Genomic DNA, 17,074 nt, shown 5'->3' on the forward strand with positions numbered 1-17,074 from the left:
TCGACCGGTAGCCGGCAGGCGGCCGCGCGCACGATCGGTCCCTTCCGAAGGACATCCACATCGAAGGAGACCCGCTCAGTGCAATCAATCCCCGCAAACCCGCTGCTGCATCGCCCGCAACGCCCCCTGCCGCGGCACGTCGCCATCATCGGCGCCGGCACGATCGGGCCGGACATCGGCTACTACCTCAAGAGCGCGCTGCCGCAGATCCGCCTCACGCTGGTCGACGTCGCGCAGCCCGCGCTCGACCGCGCGCTGCAGCGCTGCGCCGACTACGCGCGCAAGGCCGTCGCACGCGGCAAGATGAGCGAAGCCGACGCCGCGGCCGTCACCGCGAACATCGTCGGCACGCTCGACTACGGCGCGCTCGTCGATTGCGACTGGGTCATCGAGGCGGCGACCGAGAACCTCGCGCTGAAGCGGCGCATCTTCGCCGACGTCGAACGCATCGTCTCGCCGCAGGCGCTGATCACGTCCAACACCAGCTCGCTACCGGCGAAGCGGATCTTCGCCGAGCTCGCGCACCCGGGCCGCGCGACGATCACGCACTTCTTCGCACCCGCGTGGCGCAACCCGGCGGTCGAGGTGATCGACTGGGACAAGCTCGACGCGGATGTCCTCGCCTACCTGCGCTGGCTCTTCGCCTTCACCGGCAAGGTGCCGCTGCTGACCGACGACGTCGTCTGCTTCATGCTCGACCGGATCTTCGACAACTGGTGCAACGACGCCGGGCTGCTGCTCGACCGCGCGACCGCCGGCGAGATCGACAGCGTCGCCGACGAATTCGTCCATGCCGGGCCGTTCTTCGTGCTGAACCTCGCGCGCGGCAACCCGATCATCACCGAGACGAACACGCTGCAGGCGGACGAGGAAGGCGAGCATTACCGCCCCGCGCCGATCTTCCGCTCGGTCGACAACTGGCTCACCGCCGCGCCCGGCAAGCCCGTCGAGACGACGCCCGAAACCGCCGATGCGGTGCGCGATCGCCTGCTCGGCGTGCTGTTCTCGCAGTCGGTCGACATCCTCGACCGTCGCATCGGCGAGCCCGCGGACCTCGATCTCGGCTGCAAGCTCGCGCTCGGTTTCCGCCACGGTCCGCTCGAGCTGATGCGCGATCTCGGCGAACCCGAGACGCGCCGCATCCTCGAACGTTTCGCCGCCGAGCGCCCCGGGATGCCGATGCCGAAGCGGGCGCTCGCCGAATACCAGGCGTTCTCGCGGCACCTCCTCGTCGACGACGTCGATGGCGTCAAGGTCATCACGCTGCGCCGGCCGGATGCGCTCAACGCGCTGCACGACGAGATGACCGACGAGATCCTCGCGGTGATCCGTCGCCACGAGGCCGACCCGGCGGTGCGCGGCTTCGTCCTCGTCGGCTACGGCACCAAGGCGTTCTGCGCCGGCGGCGACATCCGCCGCTTCACGAACATGCTCGGCGACGCCGAAGCCTCGACCCGATACGCGCGCGACTGCTCGCGGCTGCTCGTGCACCTCGATGCGATGGAAAAGCCGGTCGTCGCGGCACTGAACGGCCTCGCGATCGGCGGCGGCTTCGAACTCGCGACCCGCTGTCGCGGCATCGTCGCGCTGCGCTCGGCTCGGCTGCAGTTGCCCGAGATCACGCTCGGCATCGTCCCGGGTATCGGCGCGATGGTCGTGCCCTACCGGCGCTGGCCGGACGCGTCGGCGGTGTTCCACGACATGCTGCGGCGGGCCGACCACCTGGATGCGTCCCGCGCGTTCGAGCTCGGAATCGTGGATCGTCTCGTCGACGACTATCCGCAGCTGATCGCGGCGGCGGTCGAACAGGTCCATGCGCTCGCCGACAAACCCGCGGGCGTCCGCGACGGCAAGGTTCGCATCGCGACCTTCACGCCGATCGAGCCGAAGGCGGCGAACGGCCAGCCATTGAGCGCCGAAGTGATCGGCATCATCGAAGCCGCGGTCACCGAAGCCGCCGCGGCCGAGCGCTTTTCCGACGCGCTCGAAATCGGCTACCGCGCGTGGGGTCGCAGCGCCTGCACCGCGGCCGCGCGCGAAGGCATCACCGCGTTCCAGCAGAAGCGGCTGCCGGACTTCACGAAGACCCCGTGATCCGGGCGCTCAGCGGCGGCTGCATCGGCCCGGCATTCCGCCGTTTGCCCGCAGCGGTGGAATGCCAAAGGCACCCACCGGAAACGCCGCCCGGGGCGGCCTGTCTACGTTGCACGCGGCTGGGGGCGCCGCGGGCCGCTGGCCCGAAGCGTCGGTCGACGGACATTGCGGCGCCTAAAGGCGAAGAACGGGGAGCAAGGGGGCGGCAGGAGCGAGTCATGATCGACAAGGAGCGATTCATCCAGAACTGCATCGAGGCGGTCGCCGAAGGGCGCGGCGCACTTCGGGAGCTGGTGACCGAAGCGGTATCGGACAGCGCGCAAGCAATGGCCCAGCTCGGCGAGCCGACCCATGCGGGAATCACCCCGCTTTACCGCTCGAAGGACCTGACGATCATCAATTTCGTCTGGGCACCGAACATGAGCCTGATGCCGCACAACCACCATATGTTCTCGGTGGTCGGCATCTACAGCGGCCGGGAAGACAACGTCTTCTGGCGACGAACGGACGGGAGTATCGAGGCCGAAGGGGCCAAGTCGCTCGGTGTCGGCGACGTCGCCGTCCTCGGTCGCGACACGATCCATTCCGTGCTCAATCCCATCGGGAAAATGACGTGCGCGGTTCATGTCTACGGGGGTGACTTTTTCGCGCCGGAGAAACCCCGGAGTTTGTGGGACCACGAAACTCTCGTCGAGCAGCCGTGGGAAGTCGAGAGGGTGAAGTCCCTGTTCGCAGAGGCCGAGGCCCGCTTCAACGCGTGGAAAGCCTGAAACCCGGATCTGCCGCCGGTCGCGCGCCGTTCAGGCGACGGCGACCAGCGAGCGGATGCGTTCCGGATGGCTATAGACCTCCGCACCGTCGCCGCGGACGAAGGCGCAGAGTGTGATGCCGGCGCGTTCGGCGATGTCGATCGCGAGCGAGGTCGGCGCGGAGATCGCCGCGATCAGCTCGAAGCCGGCCCTCACGGACTTCGCGACCATCTCGTAACTCAACCGGCTCGAGACCAGCACGCCGCAGCCGGAGAACGTCTCGCCGCGCAGCAGCAGCTCTCCGATCACCTTGTCCAGCGCGTTGTGGCGCCCGAGGTCTTCGGCGAACGCGCGGACGCCGAGGTCGGCGCCGAAGACGAGCGCCGCGTGCGCGCCGCCGGTGCTGCGGAAGACGCACTGGCGCTGATTCAGCGTGCGAACGAGGCGTGAGAGATCGCTCGGCGCGACGCGCAGTCGGCGGCCGACGGGGGCGCGACACGCGAGCTGCGCCGCGATCTGATCACCCCCACCGCAGACGCCGCAGGAACTGTTCATGACGACGTTGCGGCGCCTCACTTGCGCCGCACCGGGGTTCGCGAGACGCACGCGGACGACGTCCGGCCGCTGCGCGCACACCGCCATTTCGGCGATATCCGACAGCCTGTCGATGAGCCCTTCGGTGAGCAGGAAGCCGGCCGCGAGCGCGAGCGGCTCGGGCGCCGCGTCGTCGGCGAGGATGCCGTCGTCGGGCGTGTAGCCGACCGGCCCGTCGACCGGCCGGGTCGGCGTCCACATCAGGTTGTAGGCGCCAACATCCCCGACGTCGAGCGTCAGCACCTCCTCGGCGATCACTTGGTTGGCGACACTGCCGGAACGGCCGTCGCCGCCGAATCGCGTCGCGCAAAACGTCCTGCCCGCGGAGTCGGCGGATACCGCTGGTTCGATCATCGCAGCGCTCCGGATCGTCGATTCAGGAACGCGCGGGCAGGCCGATGCTCGCCGCGAGCTCGTGCGTGATCGGCTCGTAGACCGCGGCGCGCAACATCAGCAGGCGGAACGCGAAGAAGCCGATCAGCATCGCGAGCGCGGCGCCGATCCGCAGCACGAGGCCGTCGCCCCCCGCGACGACGGCGACGAGCGGCAGCACGAGGCCGACCCCGAGCGCGCCACCGACGAAGTCGCGCACGTACCGTCCCTTCAGCAGCAACTCCGCCGAGAAGGCGCCGCCCTTCGACTTGCGGCGCGCGGCGACGAGGATGCCGGCAACGACGGCGAGGTCGGCGACAAGCAGCAGAGCGATCAGCCCGGGCGCAAGCGCAGGCCCGTGTCCCGCGAGGGCGCCGATGATCGACGCGAGCAGCACGCCCGCCGTCGACGCGTAGAGGAAGCTCGCGACCGGCAACAGCGGCGACGCCCACAACGCGAACGCTTCCGACGCCGACATCGCGAAACCCTGGTAGCACATCACGACGATCCCGGCCGCAAGCGCGGCATAGCGGATCGCCGCTGCGACGCCGGGCGGCAGGCCGACGCCGACCGTCTGCGCGAGGATGTGGAGGGCGCCGGTCGCGACGAGCACGCCGACCGCGATCGCGCCGCGGCTGACCCACGAGCGATCGGGGCGGGCAATCGCGCGCCAGGACTTCTTCGGCACGCCCATGTGGGCGAGGTGGAAGTACGGCTTCAAGGTCGCCGCGAGCGCGAGCCCGAGAACCATCCCCGGCACGAGGTCGAGAAACAGCGACACGACGAAGAGCCCGGCGCCGACCTCGGCGAAGAAGAACGCGAGCGCCATCGAGGTATCCCAATAGCGCTGGAAGCGGTAGCCCGGGCGAAACGAGTTGCCGACCAGGCGATCATTGGATTGCGTCATCTTGGTATCCACCTGTTGGGTCTCAATCGATGTAATAAACCTTCGGCTTCGTGCCTTTTTCCGGCAGCGGCTGGCGACCGCCGCGCTTCTCGATCGCCTGGCTCGGCGCGCTGTCCGGGTCGTCGAGGTCGCCGAAGATCCGCGCGTTCGTCGGGCAGGTCGAGACGCAGGCGGGGGTCAGCCCCGCGTCGACGCGCTGGCTGCAGAAATCGCACTTCGCCGCGGTGCCGGCGATGTAGCGGTCGTAACCCTGCTCCTCGAACGGCGTGAGCTGCCCGGTACCGAACAGCCCCTTCTGGAACATCTCGTCGCTCAGCATTGTGCGCATGTCATACGGACAAGCGACCGCACAGCTGCTGCAGCCGATGCACTTCTGGCTGTTGATCATGACGATGCCGTCCTCGCGCGTGTAGGTCGCGCCGCTCGGGCAGACCGTTTCGCACGGCGCGTCCTCGCACTGGTTGCAGATCGTCGGGATATACACCCGCTTGTTGTTCGGGTACTCGCCGTAGTCGTGGCTCAGCGTGCGCGTGAAGAACACGCCGTCGGGGAGCGAGTTCTCCTGCTTGCACGCGACCACGCACGCGTTGCAGCCGATGCACGCCTTGAGGTCGAAGACCATGCCCATCTTGGCCATCAGTGCATCCCCCCCTTTCCTTCCGCCTTCTCGATCGCATCGACGAAGTCGTACACCGTCGAGCCCTGCTTCAGGAAATCGGGCCAGTCGGCGAGCTTCGTGATCTTCACCTTGCAGGTCGTCTCCGGCTGGCCGGTGGCGCCGTCGGTGTGCTTCATGTCGTAGGGCAGCAGGTCGTTGTAATGGCCGCCCGACATCAGCACCGAGCGGTTCTCGTTGCGGGTGCGCGACAGCGCGTTCGAGATGCCGAGCGTCTCGTGATGGATGCCCTCGGCGGTCGTCAGCCGCCCGTAGAGCTTGCCGTACGGCGATTCGACGAGAACGATGTCGCCGTTCGCGAAGCCCATCTTCCGCGCGGTCGCGGTGTTGAGCAGCAGGCCGGTATGCACCGGATCGCGATACGTGATGTCCTTGATCCAGGGATTGCTCAGGCTCTCGCCGAAGTTCATCTGGATGTCCTTGAAGGTGATCGCGTAGAGGTTGTACTCGGGCGGCTCGTAGTGCAGCGGGTCGAGCACCGTCGTCGGCAGCGGCTGGTAGTCGTCGAACGGCCATTCGTCGCGGAACGGCACTTTCGCGTCCTCGAACTGCCTGCGCAGCTGCTCGCGCTGGAACGGCAGGTCCTCGATGTAGAACAACAGGCGCAGCCCTTCCCACGGCCGGTACCACTTGTCGAGCCGGCGCTCGGTCGACGAGTGGCCGTGCTCGATGTACCACTCGATCGGCTTGTCGTTCCACAGCTTGCCGAGGCGCTCGGCGATGTCGCGGTCCGAGTACTTCGTGCCCGGTTCGAGCGCCAGGTGCGGCTTCTGGTTGAAGCCGAGGATCAGGTTGATGACTTCGTTGTACTGGTCGAGCACGCCGAGCCGTTCGGAGAGCTCGAAGAAGATCTCCTCCTCGCTCTTGGTATCGTAAATCGGGGGCGTCACGGGCTGGCGGAAGCAGATGCCCTCGGTATACGGCGGCTCGATCATCACCGCGTTGTAGGTTTCGAGGTAATCGCTCGACGGCAGGATGATGTCGGCGAAGTCGGTCATCTCGGTCGGGATCACGTCGACGCAGACGATGAAGCGCATGTCCTTGAGGAACTGGATCCACTTCTCGCGCGGCCCCTGGATCGACCACACCGGGTTCGAATGGCAGTTCACCAGCACGTCCGGCTTGAACGTGATGCCGTACTTCTCGGGCTCGGTGTAGGACAGCATGTTCAGGTGCGGGCCGTTGACGCCGACCGGGAAATAGCCGGCGAGGTGATACTCGTTGGGCGGCCACGCGAACGGCGGCATGTGGCCGAGCTGGTGCGGCGCGCCGAGCATCTGGCCGCATTCGCCGGGCTGGCAGTGGTTGTTGTCGACGCAGCCGTCGGTGATCGTGACGCCGCAGCGCCCGCCGGGATGGTCGATGTTGCCGACGAGCATGTTCACCAGCTGGAAGGCCTGGTTCGTCTGCATCCCGGTCTTGTGGCCCTGCGCGCCGCGGTAGTAGTTGTAGGCCGCGGGGCGGAACGGCACCGTGCGCCCGTCCTCGAGCGTCATCGTCTCGCCGATCCGTGCGGCCTCGGCGAACTCGTGCGCGATGCGGCGCACGGTCGCGGCCGGCACCGTCGTGTGCTTCTCCATCGCCTCGGGCGAGGCGTCACGCAGGATGTCCTTGTACACCTGGAACGCCGGACGGCATTTGACGCCATTGACGACGTATTCTCCTTCGAGCGCGAGGTGCTCGTTCTTCAGCGTCGGATCGTTCCAGCGCTTCGCGCAGCCCGCGGCCTTGTCCCAGACGAAAATCTGCCCGTCGGCATCGCGCACGAAGAACTGGTCGGGGCCGACCAGATACGGCGCATTCGTGTCCTTGCGCAGGAACTCGTAGTCGCACAGCCCTTCATTGACGAGCACGTGACTGAGGCTCATCGCGAACAGGCGGTCGGTCGCGGGACGGATCGGGATCCATTCCTCGGCCTTCGCGCCGGCGATCGACATCCGCGGCTCGACGGTGACGACCTTCATGCCGCGCTCGACGCGCGCCTTCGCGACCCAGTGCGCCGCGGCCGCCGCGTGCAGGTGCGACGAAAAGCCGTCGCCGCCGCCATTGCTGATCCAGTAGTTGCAGTACTTCGCGTCGTTCGCCGCGCCGAACGCGGAGTGGATGTAGCCGTTCAGCGGGTGATACGCGCCGCCGCACATCGTGCCGCCCGACTGGTAGAAGTTGTGGTTGCCGATCGCCAGCGGCCAGAACCAGATGTGCATCTTCTGGAAGTCTTCCAGCGACGGCATGATCAGCCGCGGATCCTTGTCGAGCGAGCGCTTGATCTCGCGCGCGGTGATGTCGAGCGCCTCGTCCCAGCCGATCGGCTCCCAGCCGGGGTCGATCCCCGGCCCCTTCTCGGGATTCGTGCGGCGCAGCGGCTGCTTGAAGCGCTGCGGGTCGTAGTGACGCATGATGCCCGCATTTCCCTTCGGGCACAGCTTGCCGGCGTTCGACGGATTGGTCGGATTGCCTTCGATCTTGTTGACCACGCCGCCATCCGTGACATGCACGCGGATCGAACAGGAATGCAGGCACATCTTGCAGGTCGAGTTGACCCACTTTCCCGGCTTCAATGAATTCTGTAGTGGCGGGTTACCGCTCATTGTCGCGCTCCTTGTCGGCCAGACCATCCGGTCTTCGCGATCAAGGTAAGCGGCGCAGCGCGCGTTCGCTATCCGCCCAGTGCAGGGCGTATCCGCGGAGTGCAGGGAGCGGGCGCTTCACCTCGCCTGAGGGCATTTTCAAAGATTTACGAACTCGAAAATGACGACTCGAACCGGCAAAGACGGCTCGACACATTGTTTTGCGTGGCGTCGGCGAAGGGAACACTGCTGCCGAACGCGGCGCGGCAAGACTCCTGAGCTACCTGTTGCCGACTTCGTGGTCTAGGATTCGAGCATCTCTGTCGGAACTCCGCAAAAGCTCAACGAGGTGGGTCGATATGCGTTCCATCGCGAAGAACCGGAATTACTCTCCGACAGTGTTGCCCGACGGGTCGTGGATATTGTTCGACGCGGACACGGCGAGCACCGTCGTGCTCACACCGCCTGCCGGCATCTACTGGGAGCTCTGCGACGGCGTGAGGACGCAATCAGCCATCGTCCGCACGATGTGCGAGCTTTATCCGGACCAGACCATCGAAACGATCAGCACGGACATCGAGCGAATGACCGCTCAGCTAGTCGATCTGGACTTGCTGCAAGTCGGCGCTTTCCTTCCTGCCATGGAGGTGTGACGGTGACTCGGAACGATGACAACTCGAATCGCACCGATGGTTTCGAGGACGGAACCGTCTCCGAGGCAAAGCACCTGACTTCGGCACCGAGACGCGACTTTATCGCGAAGGCGCTTGAACGCAGTGCGGGCGTGTACCTGGGAATGAGCGTCATAGATGCCTTTGCGGCTCCGAGCACCGGTCGCGGTCGAATGCCGGTCATCGCGGTCAGCCGGTCTACCCGGCGGTAGTTCGAATCAATAATGACGGCCCCGTACGCAAGTGCGGCTTGAAAGGGCCTGGCCCCCTCGCCCGCGCGACGTCCACCGTCCGACCGCATCGGATCGAGCGACGCGACCTGAACGAACGTCGATCCGATGACAAGACGACGCTCGATGCCTCAAGGATGATCTCCTCGAGATTCGTCGATTCCGAGCAGCTTCCAGGGGAATCTTCGCTACCCGGATACACGCGTCGCCCCGAGCTGGCGGCACCCCTCCACCGCCGCCAGGCCACGAAGCGCCGATGGAAAAGTCAATGAGTGCCTGCGACTTTGTCCTGACTAGCCCCGCGCGATACCGACTGGTCGATTTCGACGTCAGCCTTCACTTCTCCGGAGCAAATCCGGCGCAATTGCAATACGCCGACGATTGGTTTCGGAAAGTTCTCGGCCCATTCCAACTCGCCGAGACTCCCGCGATCAAGGGCGACGACGACGTCGGGGGAGAGCCGCAGAAACGTGCATCTCGACGTAACAGTCGTGAAGTGTTGTTGCAGGACGGTTCCGAAGCGATAACCGTGACGCGCGACGGCTGCAAACTGAACTTCCATTACCGCCTCCCGGCCAATGGCGGCGACGATCTGGCCTATCTGACCCGCTCGGAGGAAATCACGCTGGACTACGCGGTGACACGCTCTTCGGACAAGTTCTGGATTCATGCTGCATGCATCGTCCGAGGAGAGTCGCTCGTTTTTCTGGTTGCCCCGTCAGGGTTCGGAAAGACCACCCTCAGCCTCGGATTGGCCCATCACGGCTTCCTGATCGCGACCGACGACGTCGTATTGTTCGACGTGGTCGAAGATCGATTGATTCTGTGCCCGAGATGCCCGCGAATTCGAGGGACGGCGTTATCGCAGCTCGGCAGTATCGGCGTCGACCTGAGCGCCGACGCCGATTTGATCAGCCGCTACGTCGTGCTCCCTCCGAACCGGTTCCAATCCGCCTCCCCACCTTTAACGCACGCCGCCATCCACGTGTTCTTTCTGTCGAAAGGTGGCCCGTCGGGACGTGAATCGCTGAGCCGTCTTTCCCTTTCTCGGGGGATCATGGAAATCGCGCGGCATTCCAACCTGCTCGCCCAGGACCCGGATCTGCGGTTTTTCGAGAGCGTATTTGGCAAGGCGTCCTTTTACCGCCTCCAAATCGGCGACTTCGCACGAGATCTCGCCGAAATTCTCGCCACGGTGGAGCGATGAACGACCTCGCGTTCGCCGATCTGCAACCCGTGGACCGGTTCATCCAGGCCACGATCGCGACCGCGTGCACGAGGACTGACACGACGGGCGAAGAAATACGTCTGCCAGGGACAGCCGCGCACTGGCGTGACGTGCATTCCCGGGTCGCTCTGCTTGAAGTCGGTCCGATGGCGTATCGGGGACTGCATCGCGCTGCCGTTGCCCACCCCGTCGCCGCTCACGATCCCTCGGGATCCGGGAGTTCCCATCTCCTCGAACGCACGCTCTATCGCACTTACATCGACACGGTGCGAATCAATACCGCTCTTTACGATCAGCTCGCGCAGCTCGTGCGGGAAGCAACGCGCTGCGGCCTGAAGATCATTGTGCTCAAGGGAGCTTATCTGGCGAAGTACGCGTATGACGACTTGGGCCTCCGACCGATGTCGGACATCGACATTCTGGTGCGTCGCGATGATCTGGATGCCGCCGAACGCATGATGTGGCGACTGGGATATCGATACATCGACGGGACGCAGACTCCCGGCGTGTGGAGGAGCGAGCATTTTCATTTGAACCCGTTCGCACATCGGGAACACACCCACGCGGTGGAAGTTCACTTTCGACTGACACGCGAAAACGACAAAGTGCGCTTTGACGACGACGCGCTCTGGACCCGCGCGGTCCCGATCCAGACGGAGGGCGGGCCGGCGCTCGCGCTGGACGCTATTGACCTACTGCTCCATTTGGCCGTGCACAGCTGCTATCTGGACAAACTTACGGGGCCCGGCTTGCGGCAAACCTGCGACGTCGCGACCGTCGTCCATCGGATGCGTGTGGACCTCGACTGGAATGAACTCGCTCGACGGGCCGAGCGCTGCGGGGCCGCGCCCTACGTTTATTTGTCGCTGGAGCTGGCGCGGCTGGTTTGCGGCGCAAAGGTTCCGGAAGGATTTACCGCCAATTTGCGTCCGGCCGATTTTCCGCCTGAACTGGTGCGGGAAGGCATCAATCGGGTCTTTCTGCGCCAGCCCGCGATCGCGATATCGAGCACGCTCGCGGCTTTTGGCACTCAGGGCTTGTCGTGGGCGAATTTGCAGCAGGTCGCAAAGTCGTTCTCGAACGCTGCACTGCGCGATGAATACGGCAGCGGCGCTCTGCCCTTATTGGCATTCAAGAGAGTCGTCCATCTCGCCCGCCGATATGGGAGATCGGTGATTCGTCTGTGTCTGCGAGACATGGAGGCGCGCGCTGCCGTGCGACGAATCGCCGGGCTGGATCACTGGCTCGCCTGACGCACGGTCAGCCGGGCGCGACGTGGCAGCCGCCGCAACCGGCAGCGCCATCAGGAATCGTGCACCCCAACCTCGTTCGCGAACCGGCCGGCCGCTTCCAAAAAAGTGCCGCCTTCCGCTATCTCCGCGCCAGCTCCGCCCCCGCGATCCTCCGCAAGCGTTCCAGCGTCCAGCCCTTGCCGAGCAGGATCATGCGGGTCTCGAGTTCGTCGCGATCCCGATCGGCCACTTCGGCGCCAAGGTAGTGCAGCTTTTTCTCGCGCAAGCTGACGAAGCCGAGAACGTGCCGGCGGGCGAGCGCGTGCCACAGCGCGTGCGCGCCGGGCGACTGGCGCGCACCGCTGATCAGGCAGAAGCCGGCGTCAAGACCGAACTCATAGACCGCCGTCGCGAGTCCCTGCCGCTGGTACTCGGGCGCGTACTTCGAATGCGGCGCGCGCACGTAGCGGTCCACGCGACGATTGACTTCGATCAGCCGGTTGAAGACCGTGTAACCGGCGAGCCGGCGGCGGACGCGGTCCTCGACGTAGATGTAGTGCTCGCCGTCGGCCTCGCGATGGCGGAAGACGAAGCCCGACGGCAGCGCACCGAGGATGCGACTGCGATAGAGCGGGTCGTCGAGCGTGCACAGACGCTCGTACAGCGATTCGAGCTCGGTCTCGATGTCGTCCGGTCGCTGCTGAACGTCGACGCGCAGCTCCAACCAAGGCCGCAGCCGCGCGAGGACACTCGTTGCGGCGCGCAGAAACACACCCTGCGGGAACGCGGGAAGGGCGAATGCATGCACGGCCGTCTCCTCAGCGCAGCTCGCGGCCGTCCCACCAGCCGCTCATCAACCCACGAGGCCGCGCGCGGGCGACGACCCGTGCGCTCGCATCCCAGGCCTCGACCGGCACCGCGAGTCCGGCGAAGACCCCGTATCCGTCCCCGGCCTGGATCTCTTCCTGCGCCTCGAGGCTTTCGCCGGCACGCACGGCGCCGCCGGCGACGATCGCGCCGCCGGCCTTGATGCCCCATCCGGCCTCGATGTGGTTTGCCGTACGGATCTCGTGCCCGGCGACGATTCCGTGATGGGCGCGCACGTCGTCCTCGGCCTCGATCGTGCCGTGCACGTGGAGCCCCTTGCCGCAGCGCATCACGCCGCCGACATTGAGATCGAGCCCGACGAAGCCGTTGCCGGCGAGGTCGAACGGACCGCTGATCTGCACATCCCAACCCGCGCGCAGATCGCCGCGTCCGCGCAGGCCGCCAAACACTTCGATGCCCCAGCCGACCCGGATGTCGCCGCCGACATCGACATCGCCTTCGACCCGCACGCTGCCGCCCACGCGCAGGTCTTCGCCCGCGATCAGCGAGCCGCCGGCTCGAATTCCGCCTTCGGCGTGGATCGAGCGACCCGCGCGGACGAGCCCCGCGGTGTCGATGTTGCCGCGAACTTCGAGCGTGCCGGCAAAGACGAGCGCGTCGGCATCGACGGCGTCGACGACGCGCAGCCCGTCGGTCGGCCCGAACTGGTCGAGCAGCCAGCAGGCGTCATTGACGCGCCCATCGGCGACCAGCGCATCGAGCAGCTCCTGGTAGTCGCCGCCGTCTTCGTAATGCCGGATGAACCAGCGGAACCCGTCCGCGCACGGCCGCTTGGCCTTGACAAATTTTTTCGTGAAATCCATCACTTGCCCCCTTTGCAATCTTGTCGCTGCGCGGCATTCGCGGCAGCGGAAAATCGCAGCAGGGGTGGATGGCGATCCGTCTTTCCTGGCCGCATCCCGCGGCTTGGCCGAGCGCTCGGCCGAGCGCCAAAGGCTCGGAAAGGGGTACTACGGATGGGAAGGCCTACCCCGGCTGCACGTTGAACAAGGCGCGAACGCCTTGGGCAAGGTGCCGTGCGGGAAGGTGGGCGGCTTAGCCCGGTGTCTGTTCCCGCACGGCTTGAGAAAGCACGGCGGGAGACCCTGTGACTTTGAATGCCAGGTCGGCGCGCGACCGGCGAACGAGATCTGCGACACGGACCGCGCGCGCGACGGCACCTGCGCGGAGCGCGGGCGAAACGTCGGAATGGGCAGCAGCGGTCATTGTGCGTCGGCGATGGGGAAAAGGAGTTCGACCGGCATTGTAAGCCAGATCGGCGGGCACGTCGCCCTCCTCGGCCGCCAGCACCTCCTCGGCGACGTCCAGCGGCGGGGGCGAAGGGCGCCCCGCCCTCCCCGCTATCCGTCGACCTTACGACTATCCATCGATTTGCACAGACAGTCGGCGCCGACGGATCTGCACAGACGCCGCCGCGAAGGCAGAGCCCGCGGAGAGCGGCCCGCGGCGGACCGCCACGCGCCGGAGTCACGGCTACAGCGACTTGAGAAACTCCACGAGATCGAACTTGTCGGCCGGCGTCAGGCGCAGTTCGAAGTGGCGGTCGTAATGATTCACGACGTCGAGCAGCGTCGCCGCACTTCCGTCGTGAAAATACGGCGGATGCTGCCACAGCGCGCGCAATGGCGTCGTCCGGTACTTCTGTGTAGCGGTGCGCCGCGCGTACGCCGGGTCCATCCCCGTCTCGGCCGCGTCGTGCAGCAGCGGCGCGTTGCCGCCGGTGTGCACGTCGGTGTAGGTCGGCGCGATATGGCAACCGCCGCAGCCCGCGGCGCCATTGAAAAGCGTCTCGCCGCGTCGCGCCGCGGCCTCGTTCACCGATGCCGTCGGCGGCTGCGGTTTCGGCAGACTCAACTGGTACGCGAGCAGCGCTGGCAGCTTCGGCGTGACGAGGTCGGGCTCCTGCACGATGTCGATGCCCAGCCGCGGATCGGAAAAACTGCCATGCCCACCCATCTGCGTCACCGCGACGTAGTTGTTCCAGTAGGAAATCGGGCCGTCGCCGGTGAAGGTCTCGAACGGCACGCCCGACAGTCCGTAAGCCGGTGGGATGACGACCGGGCCGTTGATGCCGTCGATGTTGAAGCGCGGATCGTAGCGGCCCGGACCCCACGAGCCGTACACCGCCTTCTGCTCGTCGGTCAGCGCCGGCGAGAGCGCGATAATCGCGCCGGGATTGAGGTCGAGATTCGGCCAGCCGTCGAGCCGCTTGCCCACGCCCGGCGCGACCGAGTTGTCGACGGTCGAATGGCATATTGCGCACGTCGTCCCGACCGAAACCAGGCGGCCGTCCTTGACCTTGCCGACGAGCCCGACGACCGCGTTGCGACGGAGCAGTTCGAGCGTCGTCGCCGGACTGTCGAGGTCGTGCCGCGCAAGAAAATTGGGCGGCAGCGCTTCGGCATCCACCTTCAGTCCGACCGACAACGCGACGCGCGGGCTGACCGCCGCCTGAATGACTTCGTGCAGGCGCAGCTTGTCCGTCCACTGCGCCTCGTCGCCGAAGGTGTCGAAACGGAAGATCGACTGTCCGGAGTGCGGACTGCGCGCCGTCGCGTCCGGAGCCGCCGCTGCCGCCGGCAAGCCGGCCGCCAATGCGAGCGTCGAGAGCGCACCGAGCCATACGGGACGCTTTTTGGACCGTGACATGGTGGGACGTAGCGGCATGATCCTTCTCCTTTGGGAATTGGTCGGCATCATCGGGCGGCAGCGCCACGCCTGCGCCGGGAACGGCTCGTCGGCGCTTCACGGGACGCTTCCTGCAAACCCGGGACGCTGCCGATTAGATGAAACGCGGGTGCGCGAGGTTACGCGTGGCCACGCTCGGGCCGATTGTTCCGGAGGCTCGCCTGATGGCGGTGCCCGATCACCGGCAAACGCAAGAAGTGAATCTGCCTCTTGCGATATAGCGGTCTCTCGCCCTCTTCGCCGCTTCCGACAACGCGGTTCGCCATGTGCAGTTTCCGCGCGCATCAACTGCCATGGCGCTGCGCGTGCCGGCTCTTCGGATTAGCGCTAAGCGAGCCGCTTCGTCACCGCTTCAAGTAAGCCGCACGGCCGCCGTTATTGATCTTGACCGCAGCTCCTGCGCGCCCTCGTCCGCCGCCGGCAACACGACTTTGTCGTGTCCAACCGGGATTTGCTGCGAGTCAAGCGATGGTCCTCCCCTCGAACCCCAGTCGACCCATAACTCATGCCTTTCGGGGCGCAGCCACATTTCGAGAATAGCGATGCAGCACAAATCGTCGATCGGTTTTTCCACCCGCCTGATCCTGGCGTTTTCCCTTGCCGTATTGCTCGGCGCGGTCGTCGGGGCAACCGGGTATGTTGCGATCGACCGTATTCACGATTCGCTCACCGACCTGTACGACTCGAACTTCACGCCGGTCACCGAACTGGCTGAGGTGAACATCCACGCGCAAGCGCACCGGGTCAATACGCTGCAGCACATCATCGCGCCCGACGACGCGACGATGGAGCGGCTCGTCACACAGATGAAGACTGACGAAGCGCAGGTCGGCAAAAGCGTCGATTTCTTTCGCAACTCGGACACGAGCGACGATGAGAAGGCTTCATTGGGCGAGCTCGACACCAACTGGAAAGCCTATCTCGCCGTCGTCGCGAAAGTCATCGCGATGTCCGAGGTCGGACAGGACGCGGAGGCCGCGAACCTGATGAACGGCGAAGGCGTACAGCGCTTCACCGGGTTCGAAAAGGCCGCGGACAAGCTCTTCGAACTCAACAAGACGCAGGCGGCGGATTCTTACGGGGCCGCCGATACCAGCGCCCGCACCGCAGCGGCACTGCTGGTCGCCGTACTGGCCGTCGGCGTCGCGCTGCTGGCCGCGCTCGGTTTCTTCATCGTGCGAAATCTTCTCGGCACGCTGGGCGCCGAACCCGCGGATGTCGTCGAGATCGCGCACCGGATCGCCGGGGGCGATCTCCTGACTGAAATACGCGGCAGCGACCGTGCCGGCAGCGTCCTGCACGCCATGCGCGACATGCAGGCAAACCTGCGGCGCATCGTCGAGAACGTCTCGCGCAGCAGTCGCGACCTGATGACGGCCGCGGGAACGATGGCCGAGTTGTCGCGCGACAGTTCGCAGCGCGCCGCGCAGCAGAACGACGCCGCCTCGGCGATCGCGGCGTCGGTCGAAGAGATGACCGTGAGCATCAACCACATCAACGAGAGCGCGCACGAAGCCCAGCAGATCTCGTCGGCAGCCCGCAAGGAGGCGAGCGACGGGCGCGTCGTCATCAGCCGGTCGGTCCAGGAAGTCGAGCGCATCGAAACTTCGGTCTCCGACACCTCGATCGTCATCGGCACGCTCGAATCCGAATCGGCAAGCATCTCCGCCATCGTCCAGGTGATCAGGGAAATCGCCGAGCAGACCAATCTGCTGGCGCTCAATGCGGCGATCGAGGCGGCGCGCGCCTGAGAGCAGGGGCGGGGTTTCGCAGTGGTGGCGGATGAAGTCCGCAAGCTCGCCGAGCGGACAGCGGGTTCGACGCAGGAGATCGCCGACATGGTGCAGCGCATCCAGGCCGGGACACGCCGCGCCGCCGAAAGCATGGACGGCGACCTCGAACGTGTGCGCAGCGGCGTGACCTTGTCCGCGGAGGCGGATGCTGCGATCCAGAGCATCGCCGGCCGCGTCGAGCAGACCAGCGCGGAGATCGGCGAAATCTCGTCCGCGCTGGCCGAGCAAAGCGCGGCGAGCGCCGAAATCGCCCGGAATATCGAAACCATCGCGATCATGGCGCAGGAGGGCAGCGTCGCCGCCGGGCAGGTTTCCGCGGCGTCGAACGATATGGACGCCCTCGCCCGCACTCTCAACGGCGAAATCGGCAAGTTCAGAATCTGAT

The 17,074-nt window shown here is 65.9% G+C and carries 12 protein-coding genes and 1 pseudogene; 6 read left to right on the forward strand and 7 right to left on the reverse strand.

Features of this window, described 5'->3' with window-relative positions; all coding sequences use genetic code 11:
• Positions 1-78: 78 nt before the first annotated feature.
• Together ROZ37_RS03930 and ROZ37_RS03935 are read left to right on the forward strand one after the other, a co-directional pair.
• Complete coding sequence (locus ROZ37_RS03930; protein ID WP_312657685.1) at positions 79-2,094, forward strand: 3-hydroxyacyl-CoA dehydrogenase NAD-binding domain-containing protein; 2,016 nt, start codon at positions 79-81, stop codon at positions 2,092-2,094.
• A 218-nt stretch (positions 2,095-2,312) separates the two neighbouring features.
• The gene (locus ROZ37_RS03935; protein WP_312657686.1) at positions 2,313-2,864 is read left to right on the forward strand and encodes a hypothetical protein; all 552 of its coding nucleotides are present in this window, start codon (positions 2,313-2,315) and stop codon (positions 2,862-2,864) included.
• 30 nt (positions 2,865-2,894) lie between these two features.
• Here ROZ37_RS03935 and fdhD read toward each other — a convergent pair whose 3' ends face one another.
• The 4 genes from fdhD to ROZ37_RS03955 are packed head-to-tail and all read right to left on the reverse strand — an operon-like array spanning position 2,895 to position 7,980.
• Positions 2,895-3,791, reverse strand: a complete 897-nt coding sequence (gene fdhD, locus ROZ37_RS03940) for a formate dehydrogenase accessory sulfurtransferase FdhD (protein WP_312657687.1) — start codon at positions 3,789-3,791, stop codon at positions 2,895-2,897.
• A 22-nt stretch (positions 3,792-3,813) separates the two neighbouring features.
• Positions 3,814-4,716 (reverse strand): DmsC/YnfH family molybdoenzyme membrane anchor subunit, encoded by a 903-nt coding sequence (locus ROZ37_RS03945; protein WP_312657688.1) that lies wholly within the window; start codon positions 4,714-4,716, stop codon positions 3,814-3,816.
• 22 nt (positions 4,717-4,738) lie between these two features.
• Positions 4,739-5,353, reverse strand: a complete 615-nt coding sequence (locus ROZ37_RS03950) for a 4Fe-4S dicluster domain-containing protein (RefSeq protein ID WP_312657689.1) — start codon at positions 5,351-5,353, stop codon at positions 4,739-4,741.
• Positions 5,353-7,980, reverse strand: a complete 2,628-nt coding sequence (locus tag ROZ37_RS03955) for a molybdopterin-dependent oxidoreductase (RefSeq protein ID WP_312657691.1) — start codon at positions 7,978-7,980, stop codon at positions 5,353-5,355. Before ROZ37_RS03955 ends, ROZ37_RS03950 begins: the two co-directional genes overlap by 1 nt.
• A gap of 338 nt (positions 7,981-8,318) precedes the next feature.
• On the opposite strand from ROZ37_RS03955, the gene ROZ37_RS03960 reads away from it, so the two are divergent.
• The 3 genes from ROZ37_RS03960 (at position 8,319) to ROZ37_RS03970 (ending at position 11,341) form a co-directional block, all read left to right on the forward strand.
• Positions 8,319-8,612 carry a PqqD family protein gene (locus tag ROZ37_RS03960; protein WP_312657693.1) on the forward strand — a complete coding sequence of 98 codons (294 nt, stop codon included), beginning with the start codon at positions 8,319-8,321 and terminating at the stop codon, positions 8,610-8,612.
• 516 nt (positions 8,613-9,128) lie between these two features.
• Entirely contained in the window at positions 9,129-10,067 is a 939-nt protein-coding gene (locus tag ROZ37_RS03965) for a hypothetical protein (RefSeq protein WP_312657694.1), read from the forward strand.
• A complete protein-coding gene (locus ROZ37_RS03970) occupies positions 10,064-11,341 on the forward strand; it encodes a nucleotidyltransferase family protein (protein ID WP_312657695.1) in 1,278 nt (425 codons plus the stop codon). The genes ROZ37_RS03965 and ROZ37_RS03970 overlap by 4 nt, the downstream gene beginning before the upstream one ends.
• 118 nt (positions 11,342-11,459) lie before the next feature.
• Here ROZ37_RS03970 and ROZ37_RS03975 read toward each other — a convergent pair whose 3' ends face one another.
• The 3 genes from ROZ37_RS03975 to ROZ37_RS03985 form a co-directional block, all read right to left on the reverse strand.
• The gene (locus ROZ37_RS03975) at positions 11,460-12,128 is read right to left on the reverse strand and encodes a hypothetical protein (RefSeq protein ID WP_312657696.1); all 669 of its coding nucleotides are present in this window, start codon (positions 12,126-12,128) and stop codon (positions 11,460-11,462) included.
• A 10-nt stretch (positions 12,129-12,138) separates the two neighbouring features.
• Complete coding sequence (locus tag ROZ37_RS03980) at positions 12,139-13,011, reverse strand: hypothetical protein (protein ID WP_312657697.1); 873 nt, start codon at positions 13,009-13,011, stop codon at positions 12,139-12,141.
• A gap of 670 nt (positions 13,012-13,681) precedes the next feature.
• Positions 13,682-14,875, reverse strand: coding sequence for a hypothetical protein (locus ROZ37_RS03985; protein ID WP_312657699.1), 1,194 nt, complete (start codon positions 14,873-14,875; stop codon positions 13,682-13,684).
• Between the two features lie 563 nt (positions 14,876-15,438).
• Between ROZ37_RS03985 and ROZ37_RS03990 the strand changes: the two are divergent.
• Positions 15,439-17,073, forward strand: a pseudogene (locus ROZ37_RS03990) (methyl-accepting chemotaxis protein).
• Position 17,074 lies beyond the last annotated feature (1 nt).

Source organism: Aromatoleum sp., assembly GCF_032027225.1.
Taxonomy (GTDB): Bacteria; Pseudomonadota; Gammaproteobacteria; order Burkholderiales; family Rhodocyclaceae; genus Aromatoleum.